We start from the raw sequence: 13382 nt of genomic DNA on the forward strand, positions 1-13382 counted from the left end.
GCGAGGGGGCGCCGCCGTCGGGCGTGCGAGACGGGCGGGATCAGCCCAGGCGCGCCTTGAGGTTCTCGTCGAGCGCGGCGAGGAACTCCTCGGTCGTCAGCCACTGCTGGTCCGGGCCGACGAGGAGCGCGAGGTCCTTCGTCATCTGGCCGGCCTCGACGGTCTTGATGACGACGTCCTCGAGCGTCTGCGCGAACTCGGTGACCTCAGGCGTGCCGTCCAGCTTGCCGCGGTGCATGAGGCCGCGGGTCCAGGCGAAGATCGACGCGATCGGGTTGGTCGACGTCGGCTTGCCCTGCTGGTGCTGGCGGTAGTGGCGCGTCACGGTGCCGTGCGCGGCCTCGGCCTCGACGGTCTGGCCGTCCGGGGTCATGAGGACCGACGTCATGAGGCCGAGCGAGCCGAAGCCCTGCGCGACGGTGTCGGACTGGACGTCGCCGTCGTAGTTCTTGCAGGCCCAGACGTAGCCGCCCTCCCACTTCATGGCCGAGGCGACCATGTCGTCGATGAGGCGGTGCTCGTACGTGAGGCCCTTCGCGGCGAACGCCTCGGCGAACTCGGCGTCGAACACCTCCTGGAAGATGTCCTTGAAGGCGCCGTCGTAGGCCTTGAGGATCGTGTTCTTCGTCGAGAGGTACACGGGGTACTCGCGCTGGAGGCCGTACGCGAACGAGGCGCGCGCGAAGTCGCGGATCGACTCGTTGAAGTTGTACATGCCCATCGCGACGCCGCCCTCCTCGGGCATGGTCACGACCTCGAACTTCTGCGGCTCGGAGCCGTCGGCCGGCTCGAACGTCATCGTGATCTTGCCGGGGCCCGGGACCTTGAAGTTCGTCGACTTGTACTGGTCGCCGTGGGCGTGACGGCCGATGATGATCGGCTTGTTCCAGCCCGGCACGAGGCGCGGGATGTTGGAGATGATGATCGGCTCGCGGAAGACGACGCCGCCGAGGATGTTGCGGATCGTGCCGTTGGGCGAGACCCACATCTTCTTGAGGCCGAACTCCTCGACGCGCGCCTCGTCGGGCGTGATCGTCGCGCACTTGACGCCCACGTTGTACTGCTTGATCGCGTGCGCGGCGTCGACGGTGACCTGGTCGTCCGTCGCGTCGCGGTTCTGGATCGACAGGTCGTAGTACTTGAGGTCCACGTCGAGGTACGGGTGGATGAGGCGGTCCTTGATGAACTGCCAGATGATGCGCGTCATCTCGTCGCCGTCGAGCTCGACGACCGGGTTGACGACCTTGATCTTGCCCATGCGCAGATCGCTCCAACTGTCGGGGACTGGTGCCCCCGGGAGCCGGACGGCGACCGTGCGGCCCGTGGGGCCCGGTCCGTCGCACACAGGGGCGTTGCTGACCGCGGTCCAGGGTACTCGACTTCTCGACGTCAAGATACTTTCGCGGTTCCCGGCGGACCGACCGCATCGTGAGACGAGCCGTCCGTTCTCAGGTGGAGCACCGCTGATTTCCACACATCTCCCGGGTGGTGGTGGCAAGATGCCCCCAGATGCCGGAATGGCCGGGCACTCGGTCAGGCATCGTGCCGTCGTCCCGACCGCCTCCCGGTGCCGCACCGTGGCGGTCGGGCCGGGACTGCCCGAAGTACCCACCGAACCAGACAGGATCATCATGTCCCAGGACACCACCGCTCCCGGCGCGCCGGAGGGTCTCGTCGACGCCCCGCGCCCCGCGCCGACGGAGGCCGTCGCCGTCGTCCAGCCCAGCCTCCTCGCGCGTCTCGGCGCCGAGGTCTTCGGCACGTTCTTCCTCGTGCTCGCGATCGTCGGCGTGGCGATGTGGGTGCGGTTCTTCAACGGCAACCTCGTCCTGGCCGTCGCCCTGGCCGGCGGTCTCTCGCTCGTCGCCGCCGTCGCGGCGGTCGGCCACGTGTCCGGCGGGCACTTCAACCCGGCGGTGACCCTCGGTGCCGCGATCGGCGGACGCACTGCGTGGCGCGACGTGCTGCCCTACTGGCTCGCCCAGCTCGTCGGCGCGCTGCTCTCCGGCGTCGTGCTCCTGGCGACGATCCCGCGCGCCACGCTCGACGTGCTCCAGCAGAACCAGCTCCTCGACGAGGCCACCACGGGCGCGCTCTTCCGCGCGACCGCCAACGGCTACGAGTCGCACTCGCCCATCGTCGGCACCTTCGGCGGCGCCGCGCAGCAGCTCGGCCTCGAGGTCACGCTGCCGCTGCTCGGCGCCCTCCTCATCGAGGCGATCGGGACCGCCGTGTTCGTCGGTGTGATCCTCGGCGTGACCGACTCGCGGACCCGCAGCACCGTCGCCCCGATCGCGATCGGCTTCGCGCTCGGCGTCCTGATCCTGGTCGCGGCCCCGTTCACCAACGCGTCGCTCAACCCCGCCCGGTCCACCGTCTCGGCCGTCTTCGGCGGTGACTGGGCGCTCAGCCAGCTCTGGGTCTTCTGGGTGGCGCCGCTCCTCGGCGGTGCCATCGCGGGCCTGTTCTACCGCGCGTTCGCGTTCGCCCCGAAGCAGGACGACCTCCTCGGCGAGGACCAGGTCGTCACGCTGGCGGACGCTCCCGCCGCGGGCGCCGTGCCCGCCGACCCCGCGACCGCGGGTGCGGGCGCTGCCGCTGCGGGCGCCGCCGGCGTGGGCGCGGCGGCCGCCGTGATCGAGGAGGAGGTCGTCGTCACGGACGAGAACGGTGACGTCGTCGCCGTCGAGGAGGTCGTCGAGGTCGTCGAGGCGGACGAGCCCGAGGCCCCGACGGCGGACGGCACCCCCGGCACGGGCGAGGCCCCCAAGGCCTGACGTCCCGCACGCCCGACGGGCCCGGACCGCGACCGCGGTCCGGGCCCGTCGTCGTCTGCCGACGCAGGGTTCAGATCTCGCCCTGGTCGAGGGTCAGCGCGAGGAACGCCATGACGACGGCGGGCGCGAGGAAGAAGAAGACGTCCAGCCCGCGCGAGCGCACGGTGATCCCCACGGGACCCGGGCCCGGGACGGCCGCACGGCACACCCCGGCCACGGCGAGCAGCCCGGCGAGCGTGAAGCAGCCGGCACGCGCGCCGACGAGCACCGCGACGAGCGTCGAGACCGCGACGCCCGCGAGCACGAGCCACATCGCCGGCTGGCGCGACGGAGCGAGGCTCGCGGGGGGTTCCGGGACCGGCGGCTGGGTCTCGTCGTCGGGTCGCGCCCCCGCGGGGGGCTCCCCGTCTCCCGGCTCGTCGTCGACGTGGTGCCACGCCGGCACGAGCGTGGCCGGCGGCCGGTGCCGCGTCCCCCCGTCCGCGGTGACGTCGGTCACGCTGCTGCACCTTCCACGTCCGGAAGCCTACCGTCGTGGCCTAGCGTGACGTGCATGTCGTCCGCCGAGCCGCCGGTCCTCCCGCCACCCACCGCGCACCGCGCGTCCCCTCCCGCGGCGGACCCGGGGCCGCCCGCGTCGGTCGTGGTCGTGGGCGCGGGACTGGCCGGCGCCCAGACCGTCGGCGCGCTGCGGCGTCGGGGGTTCGCGGGGCGCGTGACGCTCCTCGGGGCGGAGGGCGTGGGCCCCTACGACCGGCCGCCGCTGTCGAAGGAGCTCCTGAGCCGCCCGAGCCCTGCGTGGCTCGCCGAGGACCTCGGCGTGGACGTCGAGACCCTTGCCGACGAGGTGCGCCTCGCCGACCCGGCGGTACGGCTGGAGCGTCGCTCGGCGCCCGAGGGCGGCGCGTGGGAGCTCACGACCCGGTCGGGCGAACGCCGCACCGCGGACGCCGTCGTGCTCGCGGTCGGCTCCACGCCCGTGCGGCCCGACGGCTGGAAGCACGCCCGCCTCCTGCACACCGTCCGGGACGCCGAGGCCCTCCGCGACGCGCTGCGGCCGGGGCTCCGCCTCGTGATCGTCGGCGCGGGCTGGATCGGCGCCGAGCTGGCAGGGGTCGCGGCGGGCGCGGGCGCGCGCGTCACGGTCCTCGAGGCGGCGTCGGCACCGCTGCGGCGCCAGCTCGGACCGGCCGTCGGCGCGCACCTCGCGCCCTGGTACGCGGCCGTCGGCGCCGAGCTCGTGACCGGCGCCGCGGTGGCGGAGGTCCGGCCCGACGGCGTCCGGCTCACCGACGGGCACGAGCTGCCGGCCGACCTCGTGCTGGCCGCCGTGGGCGCCCGCCCCGCGACGGACTGGCTCGACGGGGCCGTCCCGCGCGACGTGCGCGGCAGCGTCCCCGTGGACGCCACCGGCGCCGTGCCCGGGCTGGACGGGCTCTGGGCCGTCGGCGACTGCGCGACGCGCGAGCACCCACTGCTCGGCGCGGTGCCCGGCGGCCATTGGTCCGCCGCCCTCCACGACCCGGACGCGACCGTCGCCGCGCTGCTCGGCGACGAGCCCGACGGCCCCGGGCACGCCCCCTACGTGTTCTCCCAGCAGCTGGGGCACGACCTCGCCCTGTTCGGCGTGCCCGCCGAGGGCGACGACGTCCTGTTCCGGGGCGACCCGTCCGGCGGCACCGGCGGCCACGAGGGCTGGGCCGCGTTCTACCTCGCCCCGGGAGCGGCCCCCGACTCCCCCTCGGACGGCGGCACGACGGCGGACGGCGGCCCGGAGCGCCGGGTCACCGAGGTCCGGGCGGTCCTCCTGGTCGACTCGCCGCGCGACGTCGGCCCGGTCCGCAAGGCGATGAACCGCACCGGGCACCTCCTCGTCGACCTCGACGTCGCGCTCGACCCGGCCCGCCGCCTCCGCGACGCCCTGGTCTGACGCCCGGTGCGCGACGGCCCCGCCGGTCCGGAGACCGGCGGGGCCGTCGAGCAGGGCTGGGTCAGTGCGCGAAGTGGCGCGTGCCCGTGAAGTACATCGTCACGCCCGCCGCCTGCGCGGCCTCGATCACCTCGGCGTCGCGGATCGAGCCTCCCGGCGCGACGACGGCGCGCACGCCCGCGTCGAGCAGGATCTGCAGGCCGTCGGCGAAGGGGAAGAACGCGTCGGACGCCGCGACGGCGCCGCGCGCGCGCTCCTCGCCGTCGGCGAGGGTGTTGGCGCGCTCGACCGCGAGGCGGCACGAGTCGACGCGGTTGACCTGCCCCATCCCGACGCCGACGGCCGCCCCGTCGCGCGCGAGGAGGATCGCGTTCGACTTCGCGGCGCGGATCGCGCGCCACGCGAACGCGAGGTCGGCGAGCGTCGCGTCGTCGGCGGCCTCGCCCGTCACGAGAGCCCAGTGCTGCGGGTCGTCGCCGCCGGTGACGGTCCCGTCGGCGTCCGTGACGACGGCGTCGACCCGGTCGGTGCTCTGCACGAGCAGCCCGCCGCTCACGGGGCGAGTCTCGACGGTCGTCGTCGGCGGGGCGTCGACGACGAGGAGGCGGATGTTCTTCTTGGCCCGGAGGATCTCCAGCGCCTCCGGCTCGAAGCCGGGCGCGACGACGACCTCGGTGAACACGGGCGCGATCTGCTCCGCGGCGGCCCGGGTGACGACGCCGTTGGCCGCGATGACGCCGCCGTAGGCCGAGACGGGGTCGGTCGCGTGGGCGCGAGCGTGCGCCTCGGCGATGTCGGTGCCCACCGCGATGCCGCACGGGTTGGCGTGCTTGATGATCGCGACGGCGGGCGCGTCGTGGTCGTGCGCGGCGCGCCACGCGGCGTCGGCGTCGACGTAGTTGTTGTAGCTCATCGCCTTGCCGTGCAGCTGCGTCGCCTGGGCGAGGCCGCTCGCGCCGTGGCCGTGGGTGTAGAGCGCGGCGCGCTGGTGGGGGTTCTCGCCGTAGCGCAGCACGTCGGAACGGTCCCACGTGGCGCCGATCCACGCAGGGAACCCGGTGCTCACGGTCTCGCCGTCCGTCTCGATCGCGTCCGTCGGCGCCACGACGTTACCCATCCACGACGCGACGGCGACGTCGTACGTCGCGGTGTGCACGAACGCGGCGGCCGCGAGCGCCTTGCGCTGGGCGTAGGTGAAGCCGCCCGCCTGCACGGCCGCGACGACGTCGTCGTACCGCGCCGGGTCGACGACCACGGCGACGCTCGGGTGGTTCTTCGCGGCCGCGCGGACCATCGAGGGACCGCCGATGTCGATCTGCTCGACGACCTCGTCCGGCCCGGCGCCCGACGCGACGGTCGCGGCGAACGGGTAGAGGTTGACGACGACGAGCTCGAACGGCGCGATGCCGAGCTCGTCGAGCTGCGCGAGGTGGTCGGCCTTGCGCGAGTCCGCGAGGATCCCGGCGTGCACGCGCGGGTGCAGGGTCTTGACCCGGCCCTCGAGGCACTCGGGGAACCCGGTGAGGTCCTCGACCTTCGTCACGGGAACGCCCGCGCCGGCGATCGTCGACGCGGTGGAGCCGGTGGAGACCAGCTCCACGCCTGCCGCGTGGAGCGCGGTGGCGAGCTCGACGAGGCCCGTCTTGTCGTAGACGCTCAGGAGCGCGCGCCGCACGGGGCGCTGCGCGTCGTCGGCGAGCTGGACGTCGGGGGCGGAAGGCACGTGCGGGGCCGGGTGGGACATGACGAGGGGCTCCTCTGGGTCGCGGTCGCCGCGTCGACGGACGCCGACGCGAGGCAGAACCCAGGCGCCCAGGCGGTCGACGCTCCAGCAGGTAGATCCGGCCGCTCCCCGGTGGTCGTTCCCACCCTCGCCAGTCGCGTCCGCCGCCCAGTCTACCGGCCCGTCCCGACCGGGCCGGGCTCCTCCGGCACGACGCCCGAGGCGGCGAGTGCGGCCGCGTCGCCGGCCCAGGTGTCGGGCGTGCCGACCTGCCAGAGCGACCGGACGGTGCTGAGGACGGCGACGGTGACGACGAGGAGTCCCGCGAGCGCCACGAGCGCGGTGCCGAGCCCGAACCGGTCGAGGAGCCCGCTGCCGACGAGCGGGACGAGGGGCCCGGCGGCGAGGCCGGTGAGGCCCAGGACGGACGAGAGCCGTCCCTGGAGCTGCGCCGGGGTGATCGCGGCCGCGTAGCCGGACAGGCACGCGTTCGCCGCGGGGACCAGCAGGAGCGCGGGCGGGAGCAGGACGACGTACCCGACGTACGTGTGCAGCGCCGCCATCGCGGCGGCGCCCGCCGCCAGCGTGGCGAGCGCGGCGACCACGAGGGTCCCCGCCCGGACGCGGGCGACGAGCCGCGGCGCGAGGACCGCACCGGCGAGGACGCCCACGCCGACCGCGAGGTCGACGAGGCCGATGAGGACGGGCGCGGTGCCGGTGCGCACCAGCTCGAGGTTGATCCCGACCATGAGCCCGCCGAACGCGACGTTGATGACGACGAACAGGCCGAGCAGCGCGCGGAACAGCGGCACGGACCACACGAACCGCAGACCCTCGCGCAGCGCCTCCGCGGGGCGGGTCGCGCGGGCCGCGGCGACGTCGCCGTTGAGCGGCTCGCGCACGAACCACGTGCAGACGGCGGTGGCCAGGTGCCCGACCGCGGCCCCGGCGAGCGGTACGGCGTGCGCGACGGCGTACAGCACCCCGCCGAGCGGCCCGGCCAGGAGGCTCGCGACGGCGTCGCGGCCCTGCACGGCCGCGAGCGCCGTCGGCAGCTGCGGCACGGGCACGACCGAGCGGAACGCCCCGCTCGTGGCCGGGTCGACGAGCGCCCCCACCACCGAGGCCCCGAAGAGCACGGCCGCGAGGTGCCAGGCGGTGAGCGACCCGAGTCCCGCGGCGAGCGCGACGGTCGCCCACAGCGCCGCGCCGACGCTCGCGGCGACCGTGATGAGCCGGCGCCGGTCGACCCGGTCCGCCACGACCCCGGCCGGCAGCGTCGCGAGGAGCGCCCCGAGCTGGCCGACGGCGGCGACGACGCCCGCCTGCACGACCGATCCCGTGATCCCGTAGGCGACGAGCGGCACCGCGAAGAGCGCGACGCCCGCGCCGAGCGACTCCGCCGTCATCCCCGTCATGAGCAGCATGTACGACCTGTTGCGCAGGAGCGACGACGGGACGGCACCGTCGGGGGCGGCGACCGGTGAGAAGACGTCCGGCGCTTCGGCGTCCGGGACGGCGGGGTCGGAGGCAGCCGCCGTCGGCGACGGGCCGGTGGGCGGGTGGTCCTCGACCGAGGTGGCCGACGGGTTCGTCATGGCACGAACCTAGTTGCGCAACCTCCATTGCGCAATAGTCGTTGCGCACTTGCTGTGCACGCCTCAGGCTGTGCGGCCCTGGGCGTTGCTAGCCTCGGCCTGTGCTCGAGACCTTCCGCGTCCAGGACCCCGCGGCGCTGCGGGCCATCGCGCACCCGCTGCGCCAGCGCATCCTCATGGAGCTGGCCGTCCTCGGGCACGCGCGCGCCGCCGACCTCGCCCAGGCCACCGGCGAGCCCGCGAACTCCGTGAGCTTCCACCTCCGGGTGCTCGCCAAGGCCGGGATGATCACCGAGGCCCCCGAGCACGCGCGCGACCGCCGGGACCGGGTGTGGAAGAACGTGGCCCAGAGCTACGCGGTAGAGCCCGGGACGCCCGACGCGGTGCGCCACGTGGTGCGCCCGGCGCTGGCCTGGGCCGAGGAGACCTTCCGCCGCGGGAGCGCCACCGGTCCGCGCGACGACCGGATCCTCGCCCTCAGCACGCTCGTGCTCACGGCCGAGCAGGCGGCCGCGATGTCCCAGGAGATCGCGGAGCTGCTCGAGCGCTGGACCGCGCGCTCGCTCGAGGAGGGGCGGTCGGCGCCGCAGGAGCGCCGCGAGACCTACCAGGCCCTCGCCGTGCTCGCGCCGCGCGACCTCCCGCCCGCGGACGACGCCACCGGCGACGACACGGAGAACCCCGGCGCCTAGCCCAGCAGCGCCCGGCGACCGTCGACGCGCAGGCCCTCGCGCGCGGCGCGACCGACCGTCTCGACGAGCAGCGCGCGCTCCGCGACCTTGATGCGCTCGTGGAGCGACGACTCGTCGTCGCCGTCCTCGACCGGGACGGCGACCTGGGCGATGATCGGGCCGGTGTCCACGCCGTCGTCGACCACGTGGACGGTGCAGCCGGTGACCCGGACGCCGTACGCGAGCGCGTCCCGGACGCCGTGCGCGCCCGGGAACGACGGCAGGAGCGCGGGGTGCGTGTTGATCGTGCGGCCCGCGAAGCGCCCGACGAACGCCGGGCCGAGGACGCGCATGAACCCGGCGAGCACCACGAGGTCCGGCCGGAAGACGTCGACCGCCTGCGCGACCGCCTCGTTCCAGGCGGCCCGGTCGTCGAAGTCCCCCGGAGCCACGACGACGGCGGCGATCCCGGCCTCGCGCGCGAGGTCGAGACCGCCCGCGTCGGCCTTGTCCGACACGACGCCCACGACGCGCGCCCCGTAGGCGGCGTCGTCGTGCGCGGCGAGGATCGCGGCGAGGTTGCTGCCGGCGCCCGAGACGAGGACGACGACGCGGGCGGCGGAGGTGGACTCGACGGTGTGGCCGGACGGCGTCTGCACGGTGCTCCTGCGGGGTTCGGGGTGGCTCAGGGGTGGCTCACGGGTGGCTCGGGGATGGCTCGCGGTGCCTCAGGGTGGCGCGAGCGCCGGGCTCGGCGGGCGGAGCGGGCACCCTCCCGGGCACCCGGTCCCCGATGGGAGAATGTACCGCGAGCCGCCCGACCGACCGAGGAGCTGCCCGTGGGCAACCCGTACGCACCGCCCCGTCCCGACGCGCCGCAGCAGCCTCGTCCCGAGTCGCCGCAGCCGCCGGAGGGGGGCGCGCGTCCGGGCGCGCCGGTGCCGCCGGGCACCACAGGCCCGGGCGTGCCGCTCCCGCCTCCTCCTCCGCCCGGCCGGCCGGACCTGCCGACGTCCGGGGGCGGCCGTCCTCCGGCACCGCCCGAGCCCCCCGAGCCGGACCCGGAGCTCGCGCGGCAGGCGACGCGGCGCGTGCTGCACTTCGGCCTGCTCCTGCTGGCCGTCATCGTCGTGAGCACGATGCCGTTCCCGTGGCAGGCCGTGAGCCTCGCGCTCGCGCTCGGGGCGATCGTCGTGGGCGTCCGCGCGCTCGTGGCCGTGTGGCGGGCGCGGGTGCGCGGCGCGCTCGTCCCGGCGCTGGGCATCGGGGTCGGGCTCTCCGCGATGCTCGCGCTCCAGATGGTCTCGACGCTCGTCACGTGGGACGTCGCGCTGGCGCACCAGCAGTGCCTCGACGGCGCGATCACCGTCTCGGCGGAGAAGCGCTGCGACGTCGAGCGCACCCACGCGCTCGAGGAGAAGTTCGCGCGCTGGTTCCCCACGCCCGCACCCGCGTCGTCGTGACCCCCGAGGTCTGCCCGCGACCACCCGAGGCCCAGGCCTGAGACTCCGTCACCTACTCGTGGCATCGAGTCTCTAAGGTGGGCCCCATGACGACCGCGTCCGTGACCCCTCGGCCCGGTGCCGACGAGCGCCTCGCCCGGCTCATCCGGATCCCCACGGTGTCCGCCGAGCTGGAGGAGCGAGGTCTCGCGCCCTTCGACGAGCTGGTCGACCTCCTGCCCGAGCTCTACCCCCTGGTCCACGAGCACCTCGACCGCGAGCGCATCACCGACCTCGGGCTGCTCTACCGGTGGCGCGGCCGGTCCGGCGAGGCGCCGCTCGTGCTCATGGCGCACTACGACGTCGTCCCGGTGGACGAGAGCGACGCCTGGACGCACCCGCCCTTCGAGGGGCGCGTCGCCGACGGCTGGGTCCACGGGCGCGGCGCGCTCGACGACAAGGGGCCGCTCGTCGTCGTGCTCGAGGCCGTCGAGAACCTGCTGGCCGCGGGCTTCACGCCCGCGCGGGACGTCTACCTGTCGTTCGGCGGCAACGAGGAGTCGCACGGCGCGGCCGCCGCCGCGATCGCGACGACCCTGCACGACCGCGGCGTGATCCCGTGGCTCGTGCTCGACGAGGGCGGCGCGGTCACGGACTCCCCGCTCCCCCTCGTCCCCGGGAGCGCGGCGATGATCGGCGTCGGTGAGAAGGGGGTGCTCACGCTGCGCCTCACGGCGCGCGGCGAGGGCGGGCACGCGTCCGCCCCGCCCACGACGACGGCGGTCCGGCGGGTCGCGCGGGCCGTCGATCGGCTCGGCCCGCGCACCTTCCCGGCGCGGACGCCCGTCGCGATCTCCCGCATGCTCCGCCTCTTCTCGGACCGTGCGACCGGGCCGGCCCGCACCGCGCTGCGCGCCCTGGCCGCGGCGCCGCCCGTGTCCGCGCGGACCTTCGCCGCGATGGGCGGCGAGGCCGCGGCGATCGTCCGCACGACCGTCGCGCCGACGATGCTCACCGGCGGCACGGCCGCGAACGTGCTGCCGTCGCAGGCGTCCGCGACCGTCAACCTGCGGATCGCGCTCGGCGAGACCGTGGCGGGAACCGTCGAGCGCGTCCGCCGGCGCGTGGCCGACCCGCAGGTCGAGATCGAGGTCGTCGAGGCCGACGAGCCGTCCCCCGAGTCCCCCGTGGACGACGAGCGGTTCGCCCTCCTCGCGGCGTGCGTGGGCGTCTCGCACCCCGACGCGCTGCCGGCCCCGTACATCACGATGCAGGCGACGGACGCGCGACACTTCCACCGGTTCGCGCCCGCCGTGTACCGGTTCGCACCGCTCGCGATGTCCGCCGAGCTGCGCGCGACCATCCACGGCGTCGACGAACGCGTCGAGGTCGCCGAGCTCGAGCGGGGGGAACGGTTCCACCGTGCCCTGCTCGAGCGGCTACCCTGACGCTCCCCCACCTCACGGGGCACGCGACGGCGCGTGCCCCCACGCAGAAGGAGCAGCGATGGCTCGCTCGCGCACCGGGCGCCTCGCGGGTTCGACCCTCGCCGGCGTCGTCGGGTTCCTCGCCTTCGTCGAGCTGACGAGCGGCGTCCTCCAGGGCTACTACACGCCGATGCTCACGGACATCGCGCGGCACCTCGGCGTGCACGACGCCGACGTGAACTGGCTCGAGGGCTCCCAGCTCATGCTGTCCGCGCTCGTCGTGCCCGCGCTGGCCAAGCTCGGCGACATGGTCGGGCACCGGCGCATCCTCCTGTGGTCGACGGCGGTGACCGCGGCCGCGTCGCTCGTCCTGCCGTTCACGGACTCGTTCGCGGTGTTCCTCGTGGCGTGGGCCGTGCAGGGCTTCTACGTCGTGTGGCTGCCCTTGGAGATCGCGCTCGTGTGGTCGCGCGCCCGGCGCCTCGCGAACCCCGCCGCGGTCACTGCACGGGCCGCGGGAGTCCTCGTCGCGGCGCTCGAGACCGGCGCGATCGTCGGCGCGCTCGTGGGCGGCGCGCTGGTCGACGCGCTGCCGCTGCGCGTCGTGCTCCTCGTCCCGGCGCTGCTCGTCGTCGTGTGCTTCGTCGTCGTGCTGCTCGGCGTGCAGGAGTCGCCCGACCCCGCAGGCGGGCGCTTCGACACCGTCGGGCTCGTGCTCGTCTCGCTCGCGCTCCTCGCGCTGACCGGTGGCCTCAGCCTGCTGCGCCTCGAGGGCGTCGCCGCGGTCGCACCCTGGGCGCTCGTGGTGCTCGGCGTCTTGGTGCTGTGGCCGTTCGCCCGGTGGGAGCTGCGCCAGGACGACCCGCTCGTCGACGTGCGCATGTTCCGCTCCCCCGCGCTCGGCCCGGTGTTCCTCACCGCCGGCCTGTTCGGCGTCTCCGTGCTGGGCGCCCAGGCGCCGCTGTCGACGTTCGCCCGCACCGACCCCGCCGAGCACGGGTACGGGCTCGGCACGACCGGCTTCCAGACGTCCCTGCTCATCGGCGTCTACCTCGTCGGCATGATCGTCGGCGCGCTGTCCTACCCCCGCGTCGCCCGCCGTGCGACGCCGCGCCTCACCCTGGTCGGTGCGTCCACCCTCGTGGGCGTCGGCTTCCTGCTCTTCCTGCCGTTCCACGCGACGTACGCGAACGTGCTCACCAACATGGTCGTCGTCGGGCTCGGCTCCGGCGCGCTCGTGGCGGCGCTGCCCGCTGCGGCCGCCGCCGCCGCTCCGCCGACGCTCACCGGCGTCGCGACCGGCCTCACGAACTCCGTGAAGACCGTCGGCGGCGCGATCGCGTCGTGCGTCTTCGGCATCGCGCTCGCGGGCGCCGCGCTCCAGGGCGGCGCGACCGGGAGCACGGCCGGCTCGTTCGGCGGGTACGTCACCGTCTGGGTCGTGTGCGGCACGACGGCGCTCGTCGCCGCGGTCCTCCTCCTCGCCGTCGTGCCGCGCCAGGCCTTCACCGACCCCGCCGCCGCAGCCCCCGTCGAGGGCGCGCCCGCGATCACGTCACCGACCGCCTGAACCTCCCGAGATGACCCTCGCTCAGCCGGCGAGAACCGCGGTCCGCCGAGGTAGAACGCTGGTTGGCCGAGGTAGAGCGGTGGTTCTTGTGTTCGACGGCGTGTGGTCGGGTTGGGTGGGCGGGGTGGGGGGGGGGGGGGGGGGGGGGCAGAACCCCCCGCCGGGGGCCCGGCGGGGCCCCCCCCCCCCCCCCCCCCCCCCCCCCCCCCCCCCCCCCCCCCCCCCCCCCGCCGCCCCCCCCCCC

The 13382-nt window shown here is 75.2% G+C and carries 11 protein-coding genes and 1 riboswitch; of the genes, 6 read left to right on the top strand and 5 right to left on the bottom strand.

The genetic code is table 11. From position 1 onward, the window contains the following. Positions 1-40: 40 nt before the first annotated feature. Positions 41-1258, bottom strand: coding sequence for an NADP-dependent isocitrate dehydrogenase (locus tag ACZ402_RS09680; protein WP_375823149.1), 1218 nt, complete (start codon positions 1256-1258; stop codon positions 41-43). 373 nt (positions 1259-1631) lie between these two features. On the opposite strand from ACZ402_RS09680, the gene ACZ402_RS09685 reads away from it, so the two are divergent. Next, positions 1632-2777, top strand: a complete 1146-nt coding sequence (locus tag ACZ402_RS09685) for an aquaporin (RefSeq protein WP_375823150.1) — start codon at positions 1632-1634, stop codon at positions 2775-2777. A 70-nt stretch (positions 2778-2847) separates the two neighbouring features. Here ACZ402_RS09685 and ACZ402_RS09690 read toward each other — a convergent pair whose 3' ends face one another. Then, positions 2848-3276, bottom strand: a complete 429-nt coding sequence (locus ACZ402_RS09690) for a DUF3017 domain-containing protein (protein ID WP_087471405.1) — start codon at positions 3274-3276, stop codon at positions 2848-2850. A gap of 54 nt (positions 3277-3330) precedes the next feature. Between ACZ402_RS09690 and ACZ402_RS09695 the strand changes: the two genes are divergently transcribed. Next, positions 3331-4707: an NAD(P)/FAD-dependent oxidoreductase gene (locus tag ACZ402_RS09695; RefSeq protein WP_375823151.1), complete on the top strand. Its 1377-nt coding sequence runs from the start codon at positions 3331-3333 to the stop codon at positions 4705-4707. Positions 4708-4768: 61 nt separating this feature from the next. Here the strand turns inward: ACZ402_RS09695 and purH are convergent, their stop codons facing one another. Beyond that, a complete protein-coding gene (gene purH / locus ACZ402_RS09700; RefSeq protein ID WP_375823152.1) occupies positions 4769-6451 on the bottom strand; it encodes a bifunctional phosphoribosylaminoimidazolecarboxamide formyltransferase/IMP cyclohydrolase in 1683 nt (560 codons plus the stop codon). Between the two features lie 59 nt (positions 6452-6510). Beyond that, a riboswitch (ZMP/ZTP riboswitch) is annotated at positions 6511-6599 on the bottom strand. Between the two features lie 4 nt (positions 6600-6603). Further along, on the bottom strand, positions 6604-8028 hold the full coding sequence (locus ACZ402_RS09705) for an MFS transporter (protein ID WP_375823153.1): 1425 nt from the start codon (positions 8026-8028) through the stop codon (positions 6604-6606). Between the two features lie 101 nt (positions 8029-8129). Between ACZ402_RS09705 and ACZ402_RS09710 the strand changes: the two genes are divergently transcribed. Further along, on the top strand, positions 8130-8720 hold the full coding sequence (locus tag ACZ402_RS09710) for an ArsR/SmtB family transcription factor (protein WP_375823154.1): 591 nt from the start codon (positions 8130-8132) through the stop codon (positions 8718-8720). On the opposite strand, the gene purN is transcribed toward ACZ402_RS09710, so the two are convergent. After that, complete coding sequence (gene purN / locus ACZ402_RS09715) at positions 8717-9358, bottom strand: phosphoribosylglycinamide formyltransferase (RefSeq protein ID WP_375823155.1); 642 nt, start codon at positions 9356-9358, stop codon at positions 8717-8719. The genes ACZ402_RS09710 and purN overlap by 4 nt on opposite strands. A 180-nt stretch (positions 9359-9538) precedes the next feature. Here purN and ACZ402_RS09720 point away from each other — a divergent pair, with 180 nt between their 5' ends. The 3 genes from ACZ402_RS09720 to ACZ402_RS09730 all read left to right on the top strand — a co-directional run bounded on the left by ACZ402_RS09720 (position 9539) and on the right by ACZ402_RS09730 (position 13138). Beyond that, positions 9539-10162: a hypothetical protein gene (locus ACZ402_RS09720; RefSeq protein ID WP_375823156.1), complete on the top strand. Its 624-nt coding sequence runs from the start codon at positions 9539-9541 to the stop codon at positions 10160-10162. Between the two features lie 86 nt (positions 10163-10248). Then, positions 10249-11589, top strand: a complete 1341-nt coding sequence (locus ACZ402_RS09725) for a M20/M25/M40 family metallo-hydrolase (RefSeq protein ID WP_375823157.1) — start codon at positions 10249-10251, stop codon at positions 11587-11589. 58 nt (positions 11590-11647) lie between these two features. Next, positions 11648-13138, top strand: a complete 1491-nt coding sequence (locus ACZ402_RS09730; RefSeq protein ID WP_375823158.1) for an MFS transporter — start codon at positions 11648-11650, stop codon at positions 13136-13138. Positions 13139-13382: the final 244 nt, after the last annotated feature.

This window comes from Cellulosimicrobium sp. NPDC030954, assembly GCF_055571305.1.

Excerpts from the sequence above, each read along its gene's own strand:
- ACZ402_RS09725 (WP_375823157.1), top strand. The coding sequence starts at position 10,249 with ATGACGACCGCGTCCGTGACCCCTCGGCCCGGTGCCGACGAGCGCCTC.
- ACZ402_RS09730 (WP_375823158.1), top strand. The coding sequence starts at position 11,648 with ATGGCTCGCTCGCGCACCGGGCGCCTCGCGGGTTCGACCCTCGCCGGC.
- ACZ402_RS09695 (WP_375823151.1), top strand. The coding sequence starts at position 3,331 with ATGTCGTCCGCCGAGCCGCCGGTCCTCCCGCCACCCACCGCGCACCGC.
- purH (WP_375823152.1), bottom strand. The coding sequence starts at position 6,451 with ATGTCCCACCCGGCCCCGCACGTGCCTTCCGCCCCCGACGTCCAGCTC.
- ACZ402_RS09685 (WP_375823150.1), top strand. The coding sequence starts at position 1,632 with ATGTCCCAGGACACCACCGCTCCCGGCGCGCCGGAGGGTCTCGTCGAC.
- ACZ402_RS09705 (WP_375823153.1), bottom strand. The coding sequence starts at position 8,028 with ATGACGAACCCGTCGGCCACCTCGGTCGAGGACCACCCGCCCACCGGC.
- ACZ402_RS09680 (WP_375823149.1), bottom strand. The coding sequence starts at position 1,258 with ATGGGCAAGATCAAGGTCGTCAACCCGGTCGTCGAGCTCGACGGCGAC.